Origin of the sequence: Sulfurovum sp. XGS-02 (assembly GCF_023213175.1) — a bacterium.
Taxonomy (GTDB): Bacteria; Campylobacterota; Campylobacteria; order Campylobacterales; family Sulfurovaceae; genus Sulfurovum.
Map to the genome: position 1 here is coordinate 1,678,976 of NZ_CP093312.1, position 21,460 is coordinate 1,700,435.

22 protein-coding genes are annotated in these 21,460 nt (G+C 40.5%); 13 read left to right on the top strand and 9 right to left on the bottom strand.

Features of this window, described 5'->3' with window-relative positions:
• Window positions 1-41 precede the first annotated feature (41 nt).
• From MN086_RS08320 to MN086_RS08330, 3 genes are all read left to right on the top strand, one after another.
• Window positions 42-473, top strand: coding sequence for a CoA-binding protein (locus MN086_RS08320; RefSeq protein WP_248575549.1), 432 nt, complete (start codon window positions 42-44; stop codon window positions 471-473).
• A gap of 11 nt (window positions 474-484) precedes the next feature.
• A complete protein-coding gene (locus MN086_RS08325; RefSeq protein WP_248575550.1) occupies window positions 485-1,165 on the top strand; it encodes a toxin-antitoxin system YwqK family antitoxin in 681 nt (226 codons plus the stop codon).
• Between the two features lie 337 nt (window positions 1,166-1,502).
• Window positions 1,503-3,866 (top strand): hypothetical protein, encoded by a 2,364-nt coding sequence (locus MN086_RS08330; RefSeq protein ID WP_248575551.1) that lies wholly within the window; start codon window positions 1,503-1,505, stop codon window positions 3,864-3,866.
• A gap of 344 nt (window positions 3,867-4,210) precedes the next feature.
• On the opposite strand, the gene MN086_RS08335 is transcribed toward MN086_RS08330, so the two are convergent.
• Window positions 4,211-4,852: a lipid-A-disaccharide synthase N-terminal domain-containing protein gene (locus MN086_RS08335; protein ID WP_248575552.1), complete on the bottom strand. Its 642-nt coding sequence runs from the start codon at window positions 4,850-4,852 to the stop codon at window positions 4,211-4,213.
• Window positions 4,849-5,556 (bottom strand): glycosyltransferase, encoded by a 708-nt coding sequence (locus MN086_RS08340; RefSeq protein ID WP_248575553.1) that lies wholly within the window; start codon window positions 5,554-5,556, stop codon window positions 4,849-4,851. The genes MN086_RS08335 and MN086_RS08340 overlap by 4 nt, the downstream gene beginning before the upstream one ends.
• 329 nt (window positions 5,557-5,885) lie before the next feature.
• Between MN086_RS08340 and MN086_RS08345 the strand changes: the two genes are divergently transcribed.
• Window positions 5,886-7,466: a glycosyltransferase family 39 protein gene (locus MN086_RS08345; RefSeq protein WP_248575554.1), complete on the top strand. Its 1,581-nt coding sequence runs from the start codon at window positions 5,886-5,888 to the stop codon at window positions 7,464-7,466.
• A gap of 1 nt (window position 7,467) precedes the next feature.
• Here MN086_RS08345 and trmA read toward each other — a convergent pair whose 3' ends face one another.
• Window positions 7,468-8,589 carry a tRNA (uridine(54)-C5)-methyltransferase TrmA gene (gene trmA, locus MN086_RS08350; RefSeq protein WP_248575555.1) on the bottom strand — a complete coding sequence of 374 codons (1,122 nt, stop codon included), beginning with the start codon at window positions 8,587-8,589 and terminating at the stop codon, window positions 7,468-7,470.
• 76 nt (window positions 8,590-8,665) lie between these two features.
• Here trmA and glmU point away from each other — a divergent pair, with 76 nt between their 5' ends.
• The 7 genes from glmU (at window position 8,666) to MN086_RS08385 (ending at window position 14,792) form a co-directional block, all read left to right on the top strand.
• Window positions 8,666-9,958, top strand: coding sequence for a bifunctional UDP-N-acetylglucosamine diphosphorylase/glucosamine-1-phosphate N-acetyltransferase GlmU (gene glmU, locus MN086_RS08355; RefSeq protein ID WP_248575556.1), 1,293 nt, complete (start codon window positions 8,666-8,668; stop codon window positions 9,956-9,958).
• Between the two features lies 1 nt (window position 9,959).
• Complete coding sequence (gene coaBC / locus MN086_RS08360; protein ID WP_248575557.1) at window positions 9,960-11,204, top strand: bifunctional phosphopantothenoylcysteine decarboxylase/phosphopantothenate--cysteine ligase CoaBC; 1,245 nt, start codon at window positions 9,960-9,962, stop codon at window positions 11,202-11,204.
• Entirely contained in the window at window positions 11,197-11,886 is a 690-nt protein-coding gene (uppS, locus tag MN086_RS08365) for a polyprenyl diphosphate synthase (protein ID WP_248575558.1), read from the top strand. Before coaBC ends, uppS begins: the two co-directional genes overlap by 8 nt.
• Window positions 11,883-12,620: an A24 family peptidase gene (locus MN086_RS08370; protein WP_248575559.1), complete on the top strand. Its 738-nt coding sequence runs from the start codon at window positions 11,883-11,885 to the stop codon at window positions 12,618-12,620. The genes uppS and MN086_RS08370 overlap by 4 nt, the downstream gene beginning before the upstream one ends.
• A complete protein-coding gene (locus MN086_RS08375) occupies window positions 12,613-13,635 on the top strand; it encodes an LptF/LptG family permease (RefSeq protein WP_248575560.1) in 1,023 nt (340 codons plus the stop codon). Before MN086_RS08370 ends, MN086_RS08375 begins: the two co-directional genes overlap by 8 nt.
• A gap of 10 nt (window positions 13,636-13,645) precedes the next feature.
• Window positions 13,646-14,371, top strand: a complete 726-nt coding sequence (gene truA, locus MN086_RS08380; RefSeq protein ID WP_248575561.1) for a tRNA pseudouridine(38-40) synthase TruA — start codon at window positions 13,646-13,648, stop codon at window positions 14,369-14,371.
• A 67-nt stretch (window positions 14,372-14,438) separates the two neighbouring features.
• Window positions 14,439-14,792, top strand: coding sequence for a c-type cytochrome (locus tag MN086_RS08385; RefSeq protein ID WP_248575562.1), 354 nt, complete (start codon window positions 14,439-14,441; stop codon window positions 14,790-14,792).
• A 16-nt stretch (window positions 14,793-14,808) separates the two neighbouring features.
• Here MN086_RS08385 and MN086_RS08390 read toward each other — a convergent pair whose 3' ends face one another.
• The 3 genes from MN086_RS08390 to MN086_RS08400 all read right to left on the bottom strand — a co-directional run bounded on the left by MN086_RS08390 (window position 14,809) and on the right by MN086_RS08400 (window position 17,619).
• Window positions 14,809-15,558, bottom strand: a complete 750-nt coding sequence (locus tag MN086_RS08390; protein ID WP_248575563.1) for a DUF2231 domain-containing protein — start codon at window positions 15,556-15,558, stop codon at window positions 14,809-14,811.
• A 67-nt stretch (window positions 15,559-15,625) separates the two neighbouring features.
• A complete protein-coding gene (gene hemJ, locus MN086_RS08395) occupies window positions 15,626-16,060 on the bottom strand; it encodes a protoporphyrinogen oxidase HemJ (RefSeq protein WP_248575564.1) in 435 nt (144 codons plus the stop codon).
• Window positions 16,061-16,062: 2 nt separating this feature from the next.
• A complete protein-coding gene (locus MN086_RS08400; protein WP_248575565.1) occupies window positions 16,063-17,619 on the bottom strand; it encodes an endonuclease/exonuclease/phosphatase family protein in 1,557 nt (518 codons plus the stop codon).
• Window positions 17,620-17,937: 318 nt separating this feature from the next.
• Here MN086_RS08400 and MN086_RS08405 point away from each other — a divergent pair, with 318 nt between their 5' ends.
• On the top strand, window positions 17,938-18,201 hold the full coding sequence (locus MN086_RS08405) for an SHOCT domain-containing protein (RefSeq protein ID WP_248575566.1): 264 nt from the start codon (window positions 17,938-17,940) through the stop codon (window positions 18,199-18,201).
• 110 nt (window positions 18,202-18,311) lie between these two features.
• On the opposite strand, the gene MN086_RS08410 is transcribed toward MN086_RS08405, so the two are convergent.
• Together MN086_RS08410 and MN086_RS08415 are read right to left on the bottom strand one after the other, a co-directional pair.
• Entirely contained in the window at window positions 18,312-19,121 is an 810-nt protein-coding gene (locus MN086_RS08410; RefSeq protein ID WP_248575567.1) for an SDR family oxidoreductase, read from the bottom strand.
• Window positions 19,122-19,124: 3 nt separating this feature from the next.
• Window positions 19,125-20,105, bottom strand: coding sequence for an enoyl-CoA hydratase/isomerase family protein (locus MN086_RS08415; RefSeq protein WP_248575568.1), 981 nt, complete (start codon window positions 20,103-20,105; stop codon window positions 19,125-19,127).
• A 327-nt stretch (window positions 20,106-20,432) separates the two neighbouring features.
• Between MN086_RS08415 and MN086_RS11065 the strand changes: the two genes are divergently transcribed.
• Window positions 20,433-20,804, top strand: a complete 372-nt coding sequence (locus MN086_RS11065; RefSeq protein ID WP_371875205.1) for a DUF6713 family protein — start codon at window positions 20,433-20,435, stop codon at window positions 20,802-20,804.
• A gap of 198 nt (window positions 20,805-21,002) precedes the next feature.
• On the opposite strand, the gene MN086_RS08420 is transcribed toward MN086_RS11065, so the two are convergent.
• Window positions 21,003-21,449 (bottom strand): YidB family protein, encoded by a 447-nt coding sequence (locus MN086_RS08420; protein ID WP_248575569.1) that lies wholly within the window; start codon window positions 21,447-21,449, stop codon window positions 21,003-21,005.
• Between the last annotated feature and the right edge of the window lie 11 nt (window positions 21,450-21,460).

Genomic DNA, 21,460 nt, shown 5'->3' on the forward strand with positions numbered 1-21,460 from the left:
CTATTATATTGTCCGAAGTATATCAAAATTAAGGATAAAGCATGAAATGTGAAATGCCGCTGGTCAACTCTAACCGTGAAGAGATGAAAGAAATATTTGAAAGTGTCAAGACGATCGCGATACTTGGTCTTTCACCGGATGAAAGCAAAGCAAGCAATATGGTTGCAAGATATCTTAAAAATGCCGGATATAAAATAGTCCCTGTATATCCTAAAGAAGAGAAAATATTAGGAGAGAAGGTCTACCGTTCACTTGAAGAGATCCCTTTTGAGATCGATATGGTGAATATCTTCAGAAAACCCAATGCTTTTGATGCGATCGCAGATGCATGCATTAGAAGAGGTGATGTTAAAGTATTTTGGGGTCAACTTGGACTGGTGAATAATGATGCAGCACAAAAGGCTAAAGAGGCAGGTATGAAAGTGGTACAGAATTACTGTAGTAAAATTGAACATCAAGCCTTAATAGCATAACTTGGACTACTATGAAAAAAACACTTATCATCACACTTACCCTACTTTGTACAGCTGCACTACAGGCAGAACTTTTTACAGATCATTTTGAAAATGGCGTGGTCAAATCACAGATTGAATATCTCAAAGGTACAAGAACAGAAACTGCAGAGGGTGTCAAAGACGGAGTAGAAAAGGTCTATTATAATACAGGTCAACTGGCATTCGAAGTGAAGAACGTTAAAGGGTTAAGAGAAGGACCGCTCAATTGGTATGACAGAGAAGGAAATCATCTTGAAGTGATCCATTATCAAAAAGGGAAACGTCACGGTATGAATCAAATATTTTATGCTGACGGTACACTGCGTATAGAGGTCAACTATATCAATGACCATAAAGAGGGTCCTGAGAAATACTATTTTAGTACAGGAAAACTCGCCTCTGAGGTCATGTTTAAACATGGTAAAAAAGAGGGGTTGCAAAAAGAGTACAATGAAGATGGGACACTTAACAATGATGTCATCTATAAACATGGATATAAAGAGGGAGAAAAACGATGGTATGACAAAGAGGGGAAAGTGATCAGAACGGAACTCTATAAAATGGACAGGCCTATCAATGTCATGAAAAAAGTACAGGCTAAAAAACCCGATACGGCCATTGAAGCACTTCATGGTTTAGATTTTAACCCTAACAACAGAAAAGTAAAATAGTACGAGATAGATAGACTCTACGCTATACATTTATATAATATGAAAGGTACAGTTTACCGGTGAAATGTACCTTCCACATATGTTCTACTCTCCAGCAATAAAAAGTCAATTTATTCAAATGGGAAATATACCTTTTCTCCCTCTTTATCTGACGTACTTATTCTTCCATTAAAACCTCATTTTTTCACAATTATTCACCAAACTTATAATAACTATTCATATAGAAAATAATAATCATTTATTATATTAAAATATTTGTATTTTTATGATATTTTAAAGTTTTCTTAACATCACACATGTAAAAATAAATGGTAATCAAATTTAAAAGGAGACTAAAATGATTTCAAAAATTGTAAAAAGCACCGTAGCCTTGTCACTTCTTACTACTGCTGCTTTTTCTGCCGCTGATTATGACAAAACGCCGCCGTTTTCGATGGATAAATTAGAAGCAGTAAAAATAAAAGGAAAAACCGCCTATCAACCAAAAGCAGACTATAGCATGTTCGTAAACTACGAACTTGGTATGCACTGTGTCGGTTTTGATATGAGCTATTGTTGTGTAATCCCTCCATACAACTCCATCCAATCACAAGCGATCAGGGTAGGAAAAGGGAGCAGCCTTCCTAAGCTTATGACACCCAATGACAATGTAAAGCTATTTGCCTATACCAGAGACAACTCATACTCTGAAGGGAATAAAATGAAATACTGGATGGTAGCGAAAGATGCCGATGGGGATGGGCATCTTGACAGTCCGGGTGATAATGTTGCCAACTATGTATGGACACACCTTTTTATCTACAAAGATCTTGAAGGTACCATGCCTGCAGGTGTCACAGAGAAGGACCGACTTAGAGTAGGCCGTCAGATCCAGGTAAAAGTGGACCATGGTCCTTCTGGCGCACCTATGACCGGGTATATGACCTATGCCGGTAAAGACGGTGGTAACGTGGTGATGACCGATACCCTCGTACCTCCGGTAAAAGATGTTAAACTTGTCCTGACAGCTTCACACTTATGGGATGCACTGGGTCTGCCTCTGACAGCATTCAACGATAGTACAAGAAAAGGTTCACTTCGTACGGTCACAGAAAGAGATTTCCAACCCTTCCAATACTCTACCGTTGAACTTCATACAGATGCAGGACAGCAGATAAAACAGCCTGATGGAAGCGCGGTTTCTTACTTCGGTACAAACCCTGTGGATATTCCTAACTGTTATTCATGTCACTCGCGTACCGGTAAAGCAGCTCAAATGGCTAGAGATGAAGGTCTCAAACAAGGAGATCAAGAGTATGACTACTGGAAATCGTACCCGGATACATCCGAGTATATGGCGAGACTTTCTGAAGGTTCTATCAATATCCTTTCACTCCACGATAAGCATCATGGTACGACATTTCTTGCAGACTATCGTCCGGATGCACCTGCACAGCGTTTAGGTAAAGTCGGTTTTGTGAATTGTACTGACTGTCACGGGGATAATGTTTCTGGTAACCTTCAAGAACCAAGAGTCACAGCAATGGGTTACAAAACCGTGAAGGCAAAACCTCTTTCAGAAGCGGTGCACGGATTCCACCTTGCAATGGTGCCTATGCCTGATGCTGCGGGGAGATCACAATCATGCCAATCTTGTCACCCAACACACTTCCAAAACCCTAATATGAATGATGACACGAACCCATTCCGTGTAACAGACAGATATGGTGAAGCAAGATTCTCTAAAGGTGATATCAGAAAATCCGGTGGTGGATGTTATGTAAGACGTGATGCACACTCCAACCCTAATGCTAAACCTCCGTTCTTCCTTAATGCTTATGGTAAATGGCAGCTTGAGAACGTTGCAACAAAAGATGAGCATGGTAAAGATGCCAGTGAACTTCGAGGTTTATACTGTACGAACTGTCACACGAAAGTGGCGCAAGCACTCTATGCTACAGATGACTTGACAAATGATTCCAAACAAGAAGGGAAAACACTGAGAAACAAATCTCTTAAAGAAATGGTAGCAGGTATCACAGGTGGAGACATGAAGAAATTTGCTTCTTGGGCAGACCCTAAATCAACTGGTGAGAAGGATGAAGTCCTTAGTTACTACGCAGATCACAAATCTGCAACATTGGTTAAAAATGTAGGTAAAGACGGTAAACTGGATCTCAAACCTTGGAATCATAAAACAGGTGGAGATGTACCGTATTCAGCAGCTTCTGCCGGTAATGACTGGTGGTTGGCAGCTTCTGAGCCTCACTGTGCAGATTGTCACTTAGCACCGTTTGTTGAGCAAGATACCGGTGGTAAATACTTCCCGATCGATCAGCCTAACAAATATTCACTCTATAGATACTCTAAAGCACATGGTAACCTTGCATGTCAAACATGTCATGAGTCGACGCATGGTCTTTACTCAACAAGATATGACGGTGATGAGAGATCTGTAGATGTCACAACACACCAGCAAGCACTTCAGTATAGCCCAGATGGTAAATATACCGGACCGGTTACATGTTCTGCATGTCACGCAGTCAATAAAAACGGTGTAGCGATACAGCTAGAAGGTACGGAGTATGCAAATGACTATTGGGCTTCGGTCACATTGGCTCACTTCATGAGAGAAGGAGACCAAAAACTTTCAGTCAAAGAGTTGGTTAAAAAATACCCTTACAAAAAATCTGCACAAATTGTGAAAGATGGTTGGAAGTAATCCCAACCCTCTTTGAACTTACTATCTTGTATGGTAAGTTCCATTTCCCTTCTTCATTGAAGGGTTTTTACTCTACTCACTTCATCTATTAATATATTCAATTTTCAAAAAAAACATAACTTCTATATCTACTTATTTGACTCTTTACAGATAAAATTGTCACTTATTTAAAATCATATACGCTGCTAAAAAAGAAGTATAGAGATCACTTTTTATGAGGAGATATACTACACACACTGTAGCTGTGTCGCATAAAAGAAACATGTCATATATAGCCTATGCTATGGAATTCACAGAATGAATCTCTCTTGTTACGACTTACACTTAAAAGAGTGAAAGTCTCTTTATGACTCTTTTTTGAGTCCCATCATGATATTTCGTGTATAGATAATAAACCCAAAAAGTTGCCCTAGAAGCAAAACAGGATCTTTTCTGAAAATGGCATAACTTAAGATCATGAATGAACCGGTCAGACTTAACATCCAAAAACCAAGTGGAAGATGGGATCTTTTCATCCGCTCAGAGTAGATCCACTGATAGACAAATCTAAATGTAAAAAGAATCTGTCCGATGCTCCCCCAGAGTAAAAGAAACAAAGGAATATCCTCATTTTTAAAGAGACGGTGCACATCGATCACATTATTGTTGTATGCGTAAAGGACAATGAGTGCAGGAAAGATCCATAAAAAGATCTGTAACAGATAGGGAAGCTTTCTCCAAGATCCTTGAAGTTGCATATTTCTTATATAGATAAAATAGGTGATCGACTGCCCCAACATGATCGCAAAGTCATCACGTAACCATCCATAGATAAATAACAAAAAAGAGGCCATAAGACTCAATTCCCAAAAAAGTTCCGGGGTGAGTACTTTCTTCACTTTTTCTGACTGTATCCATTGTACAAGAAGACGTGCTGAAAAAAGAATTTGTGCACTGAATCCAATAACATAGACAAAGAGTCCATACGAGAGCCATCCACTACTCATACAGTATGGTTACTCTCTTCAACTTTATAGGTAATATATCTGTTTTTCATCCATCGGTAGGCAAAAGCATCCTGAAGTGGCTTGATGGAACGGTTAAAGATATTAAATTTTGATACTCCAGCAGTTCGTTCAAAATGTTGAACACTTTTTTGCTGTATCTGGCCGCCCTGAAGTTTGATCAGGGCAGGAATAAAACGATGCATCCCGTCAAAAAAAGGTATCTTTTTTGCCACATCGGTTTTCATGATCTTTAGAGGACATCCTGTATCGATCACACCATCATCGATCAAAGCGCGTCTGATAGAGTTGGCAAAAGAGGATTGTACTTTCTTGCTTAAGGTGTCTTTTCGTTTACCTCTAAAACCAATGACTGCCTCATACTGGTCTATCTCTTCGAGGAGCAGATCAAAGTCAAAGGGTGTGGTTTGCAGATCTGCATCGATATACCCGACAAGCTCTGTATCACACACATCAATCCCTGCTTTAATAGCCGTACTCAATCCATAGTTTTGATCAAATTTTATATAGCTGAAATCATCTTTTTTACAAATTTCCATTATTTTCTCAAAACTGCCATCTGTTGAGCCGTCATCAACGAATATTACTTTACTTTTGGTGTGACTTTTAGCAAAATACTCTGTAAAAACAGCCTCTATCCTATCAAGATTGTCCACCTCATTGTAGACAGGTACAATGATACTCATTCTATAGTTATTTTTCATATCACCCTATTTCCATATGTTTTTTTAATGTAGATTCACAGTATTATAACGTACTATAATATAAAAGCGCTCAATGGTTCTCCATGCATACTTTTTTAGCTATGTCATTATGGCGTATTTTGACTGACCCTTACACTAGGATAGAGATAAAATTTCAACCATTGAAAATGATGTTAAAGAGAATAAGGATATACTTTCCGTCACATACCCCATCATACGTTTTATACTCAGGAAAGAGTTCATTCTATCTGCAAAAGTTAAGACGATATGTATTTGATCTCTATCTATACTGAAGGAAAAACGTACAAGTCATGATAAAACATCTCTCCATTCCCTTTTTCATACTTATTCTGATAGCAGCTATCGGCATCTATTTTCGTCCTATTTGGATCATCGATGAAACACGTTATCTTAGTGTCGCATGGGAGATGTGGGATAAAGGATCCTTTTTGGTACCCCTGCTCAATGGTGAACCCTACCACCATAAACCTCCATTTATATTTTGGTTGGTGCATTTAAACTGGTCACTTTTGGGTGTGAATGAAACAACTGTACGTTTTATTCCTATGTTGTTTGGTTTTGGAACACTGGTCATGGCCTATAGACTCTATCTTGCACTATGGAAAGAGGATGTTCAAGGTGCCCAAAACACACTTCTGATCCTCGCAGGTACCCTGATATTCACTTTCTACAATTCACTTTTTATGTTTGATATCATACTGACATTTTGGGTATTTGTCGGTGTTTTGGGTATCGTACAGGCTGTACAGAAACAGACCCTTCTCTCCTTTGTCCTCATCTCGCTTTCATTCGGCTTTGGCATACTGACCAAAGGGCCGGTCATTTTGGTACATCTCCTGCCGCTCTTACTCCTTGCACCCTATTGGAGTGATAACAAAACGGATAAACATTTGTATATGAAATTCTTCTTTGCATTTTTAGGGGGTGTAGCGATTGCACTTTCCTGGGCGATCCCTGCAGGTATTGCCGGTGGTGAAGCCTATCAACATGCTATCTTTTGGGGACAGACAGCTGACAGGATGGTAAACTCTTTTGCCCACCAAAGAGGTATTTGGTGGTACTTTGCACTGTTGCCATTACTACTTTTTCCATGGTCATTCCATAAAGCATTGTATCGTTCATTTAGACAGGCAACAATGGATCATGGGTTGAAAATGCTGTTGATCTGGATGCTCTCAGCACTGCTTGTATTTTCATTCATCAGTGGCAAACAGGTACATTATATCTTGCCGGAAATTGCTGCATTCTCCCTCTTTTGTGCAAGGCTTCTCACGACTGCTGCCCCTGACATGAAAAACTATACAAAGTCTCTAGGGTATACCTATCTTTTCTTTGCCATAGTATTTGCCATTGCACCTTTTGTTGCACCGAAATCCATTACATTTACTGTAGACAGTACCGCTTTCTTACTCTCTGCATTGTTGCTGTTCCTTCTTGGACTCTATCTTTCAAAAAAGAATTTCAAGTTGCAACACAATGCCATACAGGCCATGGCATTAAGTATCATAGTAGCTGTTTTCGCCGTGCATTTTTCCATCCACAGTTTTTTAGCACAACAGAACATTTCTGGCTTTTCACAAAAAATTTCCTCTTTACAGCAAAAAGGCATACCCGTAGCACAGGATAAAAAATACCATGACCAGTTTCATTTTTTAGGAAGACTCCATGATCCTATCATCGTCTTATCGGGTAAAAAAAATATCACTACGTTCATACAGGAGCACCCTGATGGTATGATCATTACCTATCGGAAAAAAAAGCATATGCATAAGATAGATCAAGATCTTATTACTGAAAAGACGAGCTTCAAAGGCAAATACGCCATCCTCGTCAAAGCAGATCTCTACGACAAACTCGATCGTGCCCCTTGAATTACATTGACTTCTTCTTCAAAAATACGCCGCTTTCCACATGCTCCGTATGTGGAAACTGATCGAACATTGCTGCTTCGATTACCTCATGTGTTTGGGTCAGTGTTGCAAGATCTCTTGCAAGTGTTTCAGGGTTGCATGAGATATAGATAATATTCTCTATATTTGAAATGAGTGCTATGGTTCCCTCATCCAATCCTGCTCTTGGCGGATCTACCAGTACCGTACTGAAGTTGTAACTCTCCAGATCTATCCCTTTGAGTCTGGAAAATTCTCTTACACCATTCAAGGCCTCTGTCATCTCTTCTGATGCCAGTCTTGCAAACGTTATATTTTCGATAGCGTTAAATGCACAATTTTCAAGTGCCGCGTGAATGGAGCGTTTACTGATCTCCGTAGCCAACACTCTGTCAAAGTAGTGAGAGAGAGGCAGTGTAAAGTTCCCCAGGCCGCAGTAACTCTCCAAGAAATCTCCATACCCTACGCTTTTGGCTTGCTTGATGGCCCACTCTATCATTTTGACATTCACTGCAGGGTTTGGCTGGGTAAAACCGCTTTCATACTGCACATAGGTGAATCTTTTACCATCGACATCCAACTTTTCTGTGACGAATTCATCCGAAAGGATCACTTTTTGTTTACGGCTTCGCCCCATGATCTTGCAGTTGAGCTCTGCTTCAAGCGCTTTTGCCTCAGCACTCCACACATCATCGAGTTTTCTATGATAGAGCATGGTAATAAGACACTCATCGGTGGTCGTTGCCAAAAATTCCACGGCAAAAAGACGTGCTTTTAACACTTCTGTAGAAGCATTGATCTTTTCAAGCAACTTCCACATACGCTTCTCTATGGGTTCAATGACCTTAGGACACTCTTCTATGGTGATGGCACCTTTTTTCTCGATGTTTCCCATCGCATAATCACACCTCTCACCCTCATGCCAGATACGAAACTCTGCTCTGGCCCTGTAATGATCGTTAGGAGAGTCAAAAACTTCCAGGTCACCCTGATAAAAAGGAGCCAAAAGCCCGGAAACCCTCTGCTCTTTTTGCTTTAATTGTTCCTCATACCCTATTTCATAGAGTCCGCAGGAGCCACAACTTCCAAAATGTTTACAGTTCAAATTTCATACCTTTAATTTGCATTGGATATAATCACAATAATAAAATATATCTGTAATTTTACCCAAAAGGTCCAAAATGTCTATAAGTGTTGTCATACTCGCAGCAGGTCAAGGTACAAGAATGAAGTCCACGACCCCTAAAGTGCTTCATGAAATCTCCGGAAAACCTATGCTCTTCCATGCCATTGATGCAGCGCAGAAGATCTCGGATGACATCACTGTGGTACTCTACCATCAGGCAGCACGTATCCAAGAAGCTATAGAGGCTCACTACAGCGGCATACATTTTCATATGCAGGATGCAGAACAGTTTCCGGGTACAGGCGGAGCGATGAAAGGTGTCAAAGTCACACATGCTAAAGTATTGATACTCAATGGTGACATGCCGCTTGTCACGATGTCTGCACTGGAGTCATTGATGCAGGGAGACGCTGACATCAATATGTCTGTGATCAAACTGGACAACCCTACCGGTTATGGACGTGTGGTCATTAGCCAAGATAAGGTCGTTGAGATCGTGGAAGAGAAGGATTGCATTCCTGCACAAAAGGATATACAAACCGTCAATGCGGGTGTATACTGTGTTAAAAAAGAAGTACTGGAACGTTATATCCCTGAACTCAGTAACGACAATGCCCAAAAAGAGTACTATCTTACAGATATCATCAAAATGGCAGTAGATGAAGCGAAGATCATCCATCCTGTCATGGTAGAAGAAGAGGAGTTCAAAGGGGTGAACTCCAAACTCGATCTTGCACATGCAGAAGAGATCATGCAAAGAAGAATTAAAACAGAGTGGATGAAAGCCGGTGTCTCGATGCGTTTGCCAGAGACCATTTACATTGATTCTCGGGCCACTTTTGAGGGTGAATGTCTATTGGAAAATGGCGTAAGCATCCAGGGTGCTTCACATATCATCGCTTCACACATTAAAACGCATTCTGTCATAGAAGATGCACATATAGAAAATTCTGATGTAGGTCCTATGGGAAGAGTAAGACCAAACTCAAAACTCATCGGCACACATATCGGTAACTTTGTTGAAGTGAAGAAATCCTCACTGACAGGGGTCAAAGCCGGACACCTCTCTTACATAGGAGATGCAACCATAGATGAGGGTACGAACATCGGTGCAGGTGTCATTACCTGTAATTATGACGGAAAGAACAAGTACCCAACCAAAATCGGAAAAAATGTCTTTGTCGGTTCTGATACACAGCTTGTTGCACCTGTGAGCATAGATGATGATGTGATGATAGCCGCAGGAAGCACCATCAACAAAAACGTAGCGCAAGGTGAGCTTGCCATCTCAAGAGCACCTCTAAGAACGGTCAAAAACTTCTTTTATAAATTTTTCGGAGACAAATAAGATGCAAATTGATCTAACAGGCAAATCTGTACTCTTAGGTGTCACAGGCAGTATCTCAGCCTATAAAGCCTGTGATCTTGCACGTCTATTTGTCAAAGCAGGGGCAGAGGTACATGTGGTCATGAGTCCCTCTGCCGAACGTTTTGTGTCAGCATTGACTTTTGAGGCTCTCACACGTAATCCTGTTTTAACAGAACAGAGTGAGTCATGGGCCAGTGAGATGAATCATATTGAGCTGGGTAAAAAGTGTGATGTGTTTGTGATTGCTCCTGCCACTGCCAACACCATTAACAAAATCGCACAGGGTATTGCGGATAACATTTTGACCCAAACTGCATTGGCATTTAAAGATAAGATACTTATTGCTCCTGCAGCCAATACACAGATGCTTGCAAAAACTGCTACATGCAATGCCATGACATTTTTACAGGACAATGGCTATAGTATGATCAACCCGCAAGATAAACTCCTTGCCTGCGGAGATGTGGGGTCCGGTGCTCTGGCAGAACCTACTGAGATATTTTTTGAAGTTGCCAAAGCATTATGTAGTGATCCGTTCTGGAAAGACAGATCTGTCATTGTGACGGGTGGAGGCACACGTGAAAAACTGGATGAAGTACGCTATATATCGAACTTCTCATCCGGCAAAATGGCAAAGTCACTCTGTATTGCACTCTATCTGAGGGGTGCAAATGTCACCTATATCTCTACAATGGGGTTTGATGAGCTGCCCGCTGCCATGACAACCATTGAAGCTAACGATGCACAAGATATTCTAGAGGCCACACAGCAATCTATCCAAAAAGTAACCACAGACAGGCACAAAATGAAAACACCTTATATATTTATGGTAGCAGCGGTTGCGGACTTTACACCCAAAGCGCCGCAAAGCGGTAAACTGAAGAAATCCATGCTTGGTGATACATGGCATATAGAACTCAAGCAGACTACCGATGTACTGGCCTCTATCGATAAAAGCGCTATAAAAACAGTAGGCTTTAAAGCTGAAATGGATACACAAGAGGGATTGAACAATGCTGCCGCTCTTTTAGATAAAAAAGGTGTGGATGCAGTGTGTTATAACCTTTTAAAAGATGCCAAGAGTTTCGGTGGCAATGAAAATGAAATTACATTTATTACCAAGGACACACAAGTTTCTCTAGGACGTGCAGATAAGCTCACACTCTCCAATAAGATACTCGATGAAGCAAAAAAGCTGATCCATGAAGAAGCGTCCAATGTCTGAAAATTCAATCAAGCATCTTGCTATCATCATGGATGGTAACGGAAGATGGGCAAAAGAACGCGGTCTCAGTCGTACAAAAGGTCATGAGGCAGGTGCAGAAGTTATTCGTGATATTACCACCTACTGTGCTGAACATCCAACGATCAAAACCGCTACATTTTATGCATTTAGTACCGAAAACTGGAAACGGCCTAAACTTGAAGTAGAATTCCTTATGAAACTGCTTGACCGATACCTCCAAAAAGAACTGGAAACCTACCAATCACATAATATACGTTTCCAGGCTATCGGCAATATTGAAGCCTTTAGCAAGTCTCTGCAGGAACGTATCAGACAAACGGAAGAACTCACCAAAGACAATTCCAGCCTTACGCAGATACTGGCGTTAAACTATGGTGGACGTGCGGAAATAACCTCTGCAGTAAACAGACTTATAGCAGAGGGTAAGAGAAGTGTGACAGAGGAAGAGATCTCTTCTGCACTGCAAACGCCCTACAGCGATATAGATCTGCTTATCCGTACCAGCGGTGAAGAACGTATTTCCAACTTTCTGTTATGGCAGATCTCTTACAGTGAATTCTATTTCACTCCGACGCTCTGGCCAGATTTTTCAAGCGAAGAGTTGAAGGAGATCATCGAAAATTTTGAACAACGCAACAGACGTTTTGGAGGTATTAAATGATAGAAACAGTGACAGGCATCCTCGTTTTTATATTGGGTATTATGATAGGATCATTTTTGAATGTGGTCATTTACCGTATACCAAAAGGCGAAAGTATCGTCTTCCCTGCATCCAAATGCCAAAGCTGCCAAACTCCGCTTAAGTGGTATCATAATATCCCTCTTTTTTCATGGATGGCACTGGGCGGTCAATGCGGTTTTTGTAAAGAGAAGATATCTGTACAATACCCGGTCGTTGAACTCCTTACAGGGATCATCTTTCTTGTACTCTACTTCAAATTGGGGTTGGTCTGGTATCTGCCTTTCATGGCTGCTTCATTTGCTGCACTCCTTGCCCTTGTGATGATAGATTTCAAATATATGGCCGTCCCGGACAATGTGAACTTTGCTGCACTTATTTTTGCCCTTGTTCAACCTGAATTCCTGATGGCACTTCTCTACGCAAGTATCGCAGCGGGCGGCCTCTACCTGATAGGACTACTCTCATCACTGATCGCAAGAAAACAAGCGATGGGTGGGGCAGATGTCATAGTTGCGGGGACGATGGGTGCGTTGCTTGGGTTCCCGAACTTTTTTGTTGCACTCTTCCTCTCTGCCTTGTTAGCAATGATACCTGCACTCATCCGGAGAGACAAAGGTGTACCTTTCGTACCTTTCTTGGCTTTAGCCACATTTATTGTCTATCTCTATGATACACAAGCTACACAACTCTTGGAAACGATCATTTATGGTTAATGTAAAAGGCTATATATCATCAAACTTCACCAAGTCGTTTTTGACGATATTTCTGCCATTTTTCATTATTATATCTCTCGTATTTTTTGTAAAAATATCCTCACTTACTTCTAAAATACAGATCAGCTTTGCAGAATTGATCCTCCTGTACAGTTATTCTGTACCAGAGATCATTTTTTATACGATACCCCTCTCTTTTGTCGCTGCTTTGGCAAATGTACTGATCAACCTCTCTCAAGGCAATGAACTCATTGCACTCTATGCACTCGGACTGAAAGCAAAAAAGATACTCAACAGTCTGCTACTTCTCGGCCTTCTCTTTTCACTCCTATTGGCCAGTATCTCTTTTCTGGCTATGCCATTGAGTAAACAGTTCTATAAAGCCTTCAAAGAAGAGAAGAGGAATGAAGCAAAACTGAACATCGTTCCTGGTGAACTGGGTCAAAAGTTTGGAGACTACTATATGTATGTCAAAGAGAAAACAGGTGATACTTTTCATGATATCGTTATCTATAACCGCACAAATAAAGCAGATGAACAGTTCTTTTCATCCCAGACGGGTGAGATCAACAACTATGAAAATGTGACGTCCCTGCTTCTGCATAAGGGGTATGGATACACGTATGCAAAAACCAAATTGCAGCAGGCAGAGTACGAAACCATGGAAGTGTTTGACAGGTCACAAAGTCATGGGTTTGAGTTTCAGAGTATCCTCTCCTATTGGAGTGAAGGGAAAGAAAGTAAAGAGAAGGTCATGCACAGGATCCTATTTTATGTTTTCACGAGCCTCATTCCTCTGCTTTCGGTGTATCTTGTTGCATCTTTTACCATGATCAACCCCCGTTATCAGCAGAACCGTTCATTTCTCATTATCTTTGTCACAACTCTCTTCTTCTATGTCATCGCATCCTCTTTAGAGAAATGGGGAAATCCTCTTATCTTGATCCTTACTATCTCTATGGTTGAGATACTCGGGCAGTGGCTCTTTAAAAAACGTGTAGCCAAGTACTTCTAAGGGCCTTTCTATGCGTGTAAAAGCTGTGATCAGTTATGATGGGAGCCGCTATCAAGGCTTTCAAAAACAAAAATCTACCAAATTGACCATCACTGCTGACATAGAGGAAGCACTCTCCTCTTTGCAAATAGATTCACCTATCATCGGGAGTGGAAGAACGGATGCCGGTGTCCATGCTACGGGTCAGGTCATACACTTTGATCTGCCGGATTTCTGGTATGACCTGGAGAAACTCAAACACAATGTAAACCGAAAATTGACAGATATTTCTTTTAAACATATCTCTGTTGCTAGCAATGATTTTCATGCTCGATTCAGTGCGAAAAAAAGAGTCTACCGTTATGTCTTTAAAACACATAAACCTTCTGTGTTTGAACAAAAATATATTTCATATTATAAAACGTTCGATCCTGTTGTACTGATCAATGCACTTAAAACATTTGAAGGGAAACATGATTTTAACTTCTTTCATAAGACAGGTACCATCACACATACTACCGTTCGGGAGATCTATCGTACCGATTATGTAGAACGTAACGGGTACCATTTCATATATTTCCAAGCCAACGGCTTTCTACGTTCTCAAGTACGTATGATGGTGGATGCAGCGATGCTTTGTGCCAGAGGTGAACTGAGTTTAACACAACTTCAAGAACAGCTACAATGCCAAAAAAAGCACACCACCAGACTCGCTCCTCCTGAAGGGCTTTATCTGGCACGAATCATCTATAAATGACCCTTTTCATTTTCTATCTGCATTTTTTTGTTAGAATGTCATAAGAAGACAGTAAAGGATCTAATTTTTGAAAAAACTCTTTATTTTAACTACCCTCTTATATTTTTCCTATGCAAACAGCGAAATGGAAGCACTCTATCTGCAAAACGGATGTAACGGATGCCATGGTATGTATGGTGAAGGTATGGGCGCGTCTCCCAGACTACAAGGGATACGGGAAGACATATTACTCAGAAGACTTAAAGATCTACAAAAAGGAAAGACCCGTTCTGCTTTTGGTACCATCATGATATCATTTGCCAAAGCACTGGATGAAAATCAGACCAGAGAGATGGCAAAGTATCTTTCAAATTTAAAAACAGATGTAGATGATGAACGATATGAGATAGAGTATACACCCGCCGGAGACGGCGGATCATAAGCTAAAAGATAGCTGCTTAATGTGTAGCAATTTCGGGCTGTACCATCTCTTCGGGCATGCCTTCTACCTGTAATGGTTCTGCTTCTTTTTGCACTTCAGTTTTTACACTTTCTGTGATGGTCTCAACAGGGGTAGTCTCTACGGCTGTTTTTGCTTCAGTCTGCGTAGTATTTGTTTCCACAGTCTCTTCGCTCTTGGCTTCAGCAGAAGATTTCATCTCTTCAAGTTCTTCTGTCGTTTCATCAAGTTCTTCTTGAACATCAAAGAGTTCATCATCAAGTACTTTGACCTGTTCAACATTCAGACCATGCTTATAGACAAGTTCTCCACCCTCTTCACCTTGTTCAAAAATACCTGCAACAAATGCGATAAGAATGACGATATATATGGCTCTTATAACACTTTTCTCGGTAAGCATGGAGATCAGTTTAAACAGTAAGATAACCCCTGATGCCAACATCAGGTAAGTCCCTAAGTTTTTGTGCGCAGCAAGGGCTTCTTTCGCCACATCATTCAATGCAGGATAGGCTTCTTTCCCATCTACCAGTCCTGTAAAATATGCACCAACCGCCGCAACTACAGTTAAAAGGATCAAAAAGAGAGACATACCGCTTATTGCTTTCTTTCTCATCACTAAATTGACAAGCTCCAACAAGAGGATCACTACAGGCAAAGCGATGACAAAATGGTCTACAACAGGGTGCCATAAAACCGGGATATCAAACGGAAGTTCTATTTTTGGTAATGTGATAGTCGGTAACTGCATACTACTCTCCTTTTTCTAATCTATTTCTTTTTCTAAGATGATAGCGATTGATTATAACACAAATGGATTAAAAGGGTTTAACCACCACCATAATCACGATAAATATCATCAGAAGAGTCGGTACCTCATTATAGATCCTGAAGTATTTACTGCTTTTATAGTGTGGATTTTCTATAAGTGTTCTGCGAATACGCTCCAAAGAGAAATGATAGGCTATAAGGAACGCGAGAAGCAGCAGTTTGGCATGCATCCATCCGCCGCTTGAAAAAATACCCGAATTCAGATAGAGCATAAAAGCACCAGAGATGATCGTTGCCCACATCGCCGGTACACCTATATACTTAAAAAGTTTATACTCTTGAATTTCCACAATATCGGTAAATGCTTTCGTATCAGCATTTTCACGATGATAGATGAACAGTCTCGGCAGATAAAACAACATCGCCATCCAGGAGACAAAGCTCATCACGTGAAATGCCAACATCCAACTATAATATGCCATATTTACTCCAATATCTCAAAATCTTTTTTATTGTAGATCACTACTTGTAGCTTCTTATAATAACCAAGATGTGCATAGTGTATCTTTAGACGGCTGCCATTTGCAGGGGTAAATTTCTTCTTTTTAAAATAGAGAGGAACCTTTTTATCATTGAAATACAAAAATTTATTTTTATAGATACCCGAGATCTCTTTGAGTACTTCGTTCTGCGGTATTTCATTAGATGCAAAAGTATCACCGCTCAGCATATATTGTTCACTCTCTACTACACCTTTGTCTTTTAAGCTGTAGGCATGGGTGATCTCTTTTAACCCATGATAGGTTTTGATGCCTTCTACAAGGAGATCATACTTGTGCCCTTCTTGTAATCTGCCTGCACAGCCGTACAGATAAATGCCTCGTCCCTGCATACGCTGTTTTACGACGGCATTACGGCCTCTTTTCAATACCACTACGACATTTTCAAGTTTGATCTTCCCTTCCAAAGCCTCTATGTTATAGAGATCCTCGATGCTTTTTGTTTCTACTCTTTTCAGAGCTCTTTTTTTCTCTTCAGCGATATAAGACTTGGTATCAAAATAGGCATAGACAGGGAGATGGTCAGAATAGCCTTTTGCCCTGTGTTTACCGTTTTTATACTCCCATTTGTTGATGTACCCTCTCTTTGTAAAAAGGTAAGATCTTTTAAAGACTTTAAAAGAGTTGTTGACATAATCCACCCCTTGACCATCGAACATCTGTCTGGGAAGGACGATCTGGTCCAGACTGGATTTTTTCCCGTAGAACTTATGGCTCCAGCGCTGATCTACCGGCAACTCCTTCCATAAGGTATAGTGTACACCCTTATCTGCTTTTAGCATCTCCTCTTCTTCCACAAGATAGGCGCCTACTTTGGTTTTTAGTACATCATTGAATGCCGTTTTACCATACGTATCGTTGATCTTGTTTTCTAATGTCAGGTAAGCATTATGATCACTGTTAAAATCACCCAATATGATGTACTCTTTTGTCTCAGGCATCTGTGCGATACGTGACTGCAGGGCTTTGGCATACTTGATACGTTTGCTCTCATACCCATGATAGGCCTTGGATTTCCAATGGTTCACAAACAATGTTAGCGGGGTCCCTTTGATATCTACCTCCACTTCCAATATATTTCTCACACCTGCAGCCGTACTCACCGCTATCTCGTTTTGTTTTGCAATAGGGTAACGTGATAACAGTGCCACTTGGATCGGTGCATTCTTTTTATGGGTGATGGCCGAATATCCATAGGGGCATCCCACTCTCTTCAGCCTTGTCATCAGCTGTTGGAGTATATGATCGTTCTCGATTTCCTGAAGCCCCAGGATATCTGCATCAAGATCACAGATGACCTCAGCTGTATGGTTCAGTTTGATGTCTACCATACGTTGTGTCCAGTTGTGTTTTACCGTGTAGTCATCATATTCCGTACCAACATACTCTGCATCAAAAAGGTTTTCCACATTATAGGTGGCTACTTTAAAAGGTTTGGAAAATACAAAAATGGGTAGTAAAAATAAAAGTAAATATCGCACATCATATCCCGTAGTTTTAACACTATTCTAGCGAAGTATGAAAAGAATACGATAAGTATGACATATTGTCATACAAAGAATATAAACATTGAGATTAAAAACCTTATAAAATATATAATTTTATAAGGTATTAAAGCAGATATTCTGTCTGACTATAGATCCATTTCTTACTAAAAGAGACCATTACTATAATTTATTATTATAAAATTTCATTTATATAAATATATTTTGATATACTCTATAGAAGAACTTTTTGTTCTTTTCAGAGATAGTCAGACCATATCAAATGGTAGATAAAACCATAAGGAGGAAACGACTATGATAGCAGATCAACCTTGTATGTGGCATGGGGGAGGAATGTGGATTTTCCCTATGCTTATGTTCGTAATTATGATTATCATCTTCTTTGTATTTTTTGGACGTGGCCACGGAGGCTGCCGAGTACCGTGGTGGGGACCAGAAGGATATTACAAAAAAGGTGAAGAAACGGATTCAGCCTTAGAAATATTGAAAAAGAGATATGCGAATGGAGAGATTACAAAGGAGGAGTTTGAACAGATGAAAAAGGATATCCTTAGTTAAGGATGTATACCTTATATTTTAAAGAGCGTCGATGAGTGAAGTTGTGAGTGACCACGGACGCTCACGGGTTTCTCTATCCTTCCAATATAAGTATCTCAACGTAATACTCTTTAAAACCTGGCCATTAATTTTTGCCAGGTCATAGGGATAAGACGACTTATGAACTCGTAAAAATTAGCGTCCGGCCCTACCAGGATACTAGGTTTATTTTTCTTAATGCCTTTAATGATTATCTTTGCAGCTTTGTCAGGAGAGATCCAGCATACATATTTTTCAAACCTCGCTGCTTCATCCTCTTTAGAGAGTTCAGGCTGTGAAATCTTGTAGAATCTTTCGTTCTTCACAATGTTGGTACGCACTCCACCCGGGTATACACAAGAGACATTGACGTTAGAATTTCTTAGCTCCTGGGCCAATGTCAAGGTAAATCCCCGCACGGCAAATTTACTGGTACAGTATGGGCCGCTGTTGGGGTTAGTAAAAAAGCCTTGTACACTTGAGATGTTGACAAGGTTGGCTATGGGCTCTTTTTTCAAATACGGAAGGAATGCTTTACAGCCGTATATGACACCGTAAAGGTTGATACCCATCAGCCAATCGAAATCTTCATAAGTGACATCTTCTAGTGTCTCTTTCAGTTGTACACCTGCATTGTTGATAACGATGTCTACCTTGCCAAAGGCTTCGATCACTTCATCGGCAAAACGATAGACACGTTCTTTGTCGGAAACATCTACCCGGTATCTTCTGGCCTCTACATTTTTATCTTCAAGCAGTTTGAGAGTTTCGACCAAACCTGTTTCATCCACATCAGCCAAAGCCAGAGAACATCCTTCTTTTGCCAGGTTGATAGCCAGCCCGCGGCCGATACCGGAGCCCGCGCCGGTAATGACGGCTACTTTACCCCTTAGATCCCGCATCTTCTATTCTCCTTTGAAGTCTGTCAGATTACCACTATTAAGGTCATCATAGAGCTCGAACCGTTTTTCCGGTTCCACACCTTTGAATTGGGAGGCGACACGGGTCACGTAGGCTTTCATACCACGGCCCGCATCTTCAGAGTTCATGGCTGTAAGTGCTCCAGCCATTTCCAATACTTGCCCCTTGGACCAGTCCATCCGGCTGCCCTTTCGTACCGATCTACGGATGCATGCCTGTGCTATGGGGGCTCCACGTGAGAGTTTTTTAGCCAGCTTCATGACTGTAGGCATTAATTCATCCGGTGGAAGGGCATGGTTGATCAGACCCATCGCTTCTGCTTTGGATGGAGGATAGATCCCACCGGTCATTAGCATCTCCATAGCTCTGCCTTCTCCAATGATACGTGGAAGCCGAAGCGGTGTACCTGTTCCCCCGGGTGTGATACCTAGTAGTACTTCTGGCAGTCCTATACGGTAATTATCGCCATCGGCCATATATCGAAAATCACAGCAAAGAGAGATCTCACAACCGCCGCCAAGTGCCAAGCCGTTGATCGCTGCGATTACAGGCTTAGGAAAGTTCTCGAGGATCTGCAGACAACGGCTCCAGTAAAAAATACTCTGTTCACCATTGGAACGCTTTTGTGTGTGTTTTAGGACCATACGCTCAAGCCAGGACCATCGATCCATTTTGTCAAACAGCCAGCAAAGAAAATAAGCAGCCATACGGTTGGCAACGGAGGACCTTTTTTTGGCGATAGCGTTGTGAAAGTCTATGAGATCATCAACATCGTAATGGGTAAGAAAGGTATCTTCCAGACCGCCGCTGAGTACCATAACCCGTATAGAATCATCATCACGGTCTTTGAGAAGCTGGTCATATAGTTCACGCAGCATAGTAAGGGTTATATAGTTATACGGTGGATTGTAGAACTCAATGGTCCGTACAGTGTCTTCTTTTTTTATCTTGATCTGTTCGTTCATGCATAACTCCAAAATTAGAATTGTGATAACCATAACTTCAATACTTAACAGCCATACCAAATATAATAGGAAATACACCGATCAACCATTGATTAAAGAAACAAAATACCAATCGATCGTGTATAGCAATATTAAGAGTATATCAAAAGTGTCTTGATATAAAAAAAATATCTTCGATGGAAGACCATCATAAAGTTATATATTTTATAAGGTTTTGGATGTGAGCTATTTTTGATATACTCTTACTATTGAAATATCATATGTAGAAAAACACTTTGTTCCTTTAATTAAATAGTTATGAGAACAAAGAGTATAATAAGGAAACAAATGCTCACTGATACTATTTTTTATATCGGTATAGTACTTCTGTTAACTCACGAACTTGACGCCATTTCATCTCATGAATGGAGGATGTTTCCTTTTATACACCGACTTGAAGAAAGTCTTGGGTATCGGATTTTTGTTATACTTCATATACCTCTACTGCTATTAATCTTCTGGGCTATAACGCACTCGTCAGAGAGTATGCGTTATAGGTTTCAGATTATTATGGATATTTTTCTCATACTCCATCTGGGAATTCACTATTTATTTAGATCACATCCCAAAAATGAATTTACTGGGACATTTTCATTATCACTCATTGTTTTGACTGCAATGGTAGGGGCTACACATTTGATACTGCTTTTTTTTGGCTAAAACATCTTCCAGTTCCTTAACAATATTTAAGAAGTCATTGAAGAAAAAATCTTCGATAATCCAAATAGCTATTTTAATGCAGTATAAACGAAAAACTTAATACACAAATTTCACAAAAAATAAAAACCTTATAAAATGTTCTATATTAGTAGTTTTTATAAGGTTTTCGCATGATCAGATACATATCATCTAAGATGCTTATCTGAACATCTTGCCCAGCATCTCCATAGCCCCATTAGGTCCACCGGCATTAGAGAGCATTTCATCCATGACCGTCGCTTCTCCTCTTGTTGCCATATCTACGACCTTAGGTATGACATCAGCTAAAGCACCTGCTGCACTCTCTTGAGAGATGCCAAGATCTGAAGCAAAGGTGTCAATGTTATCGGCACCCAGAAGTGTTGTGATCTGCTCCAGGGAGATAGGTCTGTTTTCACCATTACCTAGCCATGATCCTACGATCTCACCCAAACCATTTTGAGACAATCCGCCTACAAATTTTACAAGATCAAGTCCACCCTGACCATTTCCTACAAGCGTATTAAGCGCATTAGCGATATCCTCTGCATCTAATCCGGCCGTTGCTTCATCGCCATTGCCTTGTATCATAGATGCAGCTACTTTTAATAAATCCATTAATTCCATATTTTTTCCTT

What these genes read in the sequence shown, in the direction of transcription:
- hemJ (WP_248575564.1), bottom strand. Translation starts at nt 16,060, where the DNA reads ATGGCATATTATAGTTGGATGTTGGCATTTCACGTGATGAGCTTTGTC.
- MN086_RS08375 (WP_248575560.1), top strand. Translation starts at nt 12,613, where the DNA reads ATGGTTAATGTAAAAGGCTATATATCATCAAACTTCACCAAGTCGTTT.
- MN086_RS08405 (WP_248575566.1), top strand. Translation starts at nt 17,938, where the DNA reads ATGATAGCAGATCAACCTTGTATGTGGCATGGGGGAGGAATGTGGATT.
- truA (WP_248575561.1), top strand. Translation starts at nt 13,646, where the DNA reads ATGCGTGTAAAAGCTGTGATCAGTTATGATGGGAGCCGCTATCAAGGC.
- uppS (WP_248575558.1), top strand. Translation starts at nt 11,197, where the DNA reads ATGTCTGAAAATTCAATCAAGCATCTTGCTATCATCATGGATGGTAAC.
- coaBC (WP_248575557.1), top strand. Translation starts at nt 9,960, where the DNA reads ATGCAAATTGATCTAACAGGCAAATCTGTACTCTTAGGTGTCACAGGC.
- MN086_RS08410 (WP_248575567.1), bottom strand. Translation starts at nt 19,121, where the DNA reads ATGCGGGATCTAAGGGGTAAAGTAGCCGTCATTACCGGCGCGGGCTCC.
- MN086_RS08325 (WP_248575550.1), top strand. Translation starts at nt 485, where the DNA reads ATGAAAAAAACACTTATCATCACACTTACCCTACTTTGTACAGCTGCA.
- MN086_RS08390 (WP_248575563.1), bottom strand. Translation starts at nt 15,558, where the DNA reads ATGCAGTTACCGACTATCACATTACCAAAAATAGAACTTCCGTTTGAT.
- MN086_RS08340 (WP_248575553.1), bottom strand. Translation starts at nt 5,556, where the DNA reads ATGAGTATCATTGTACCTGTCTACAATGAGGTGGACAATCTTGATAGG.
- MN086_RS08415 (WP_248575568.1), bottom strand. Translation starts at nt 20,105, where the DNA reads ATGAACGAACAGATCAAGATAAAAAAAGAAGACACTGTACGGACCATT.
- glmU (WP_248575556.1), top strand. Translation starts at nt 8,666, where the DNA reads ATGTCTATAAGTGTTGTCATACTCGCAGCAGGTCAAGGTACAAGAATG.
- MN086_RS08345 (WP_248575554.1), top strand. Translation starts at nt 5,886, where the DNA reads ATGATAAAACATCTCTCCATTCCCTTTTTCATACTTATTCTGATAGCA.
- MN086_RS08420 (WP_248575569.1), bottom strand. Translation starts at nt 21,449, where the DNA reads ATGGAATTAATGGATTTATTAAAAGTAGCTGCATCTATGATACAAGGC.
- MN086_RS08320 (WP_248575549.1), top strand. Translation starts at nt 42, where the DNA reads ATGAAATGTGAAATGCCGCTGGTCAACTCTAACCGTGAAGAGATGAAA.
- MN086_RS11065 (WP_371875205.1), top strand. Translation starts at nt 20,433, where the DNA reads ATGCTCACTGATACTATTTTTTATATCGGTATAGTACTTCTGTTAACT.
- MN086_RS08335 (WP_248575552.1), bottom strand. Translation starts at nt 4,852, where the DNA reads ATGAGTAGTGGATGGCTCTCGTATGGACTCTTTGTCTATGTTATTGGA.
- MN086_RS08330 (WP_248575551.1), top strand. Translation starts at nt 1,503, where the DNA reads ATGATTTCAAAAATTGTAAAAAGCACCGTAGCCTTGTCACTTCTTACT.
- MN086_RS08370 (WP_248575559.1), top strand. Translation starts at nt 11,883, where the DNA reads ATGATAGAAACAGTGACAGGCATCCTCGTTTTTATATTGGGTATTATG.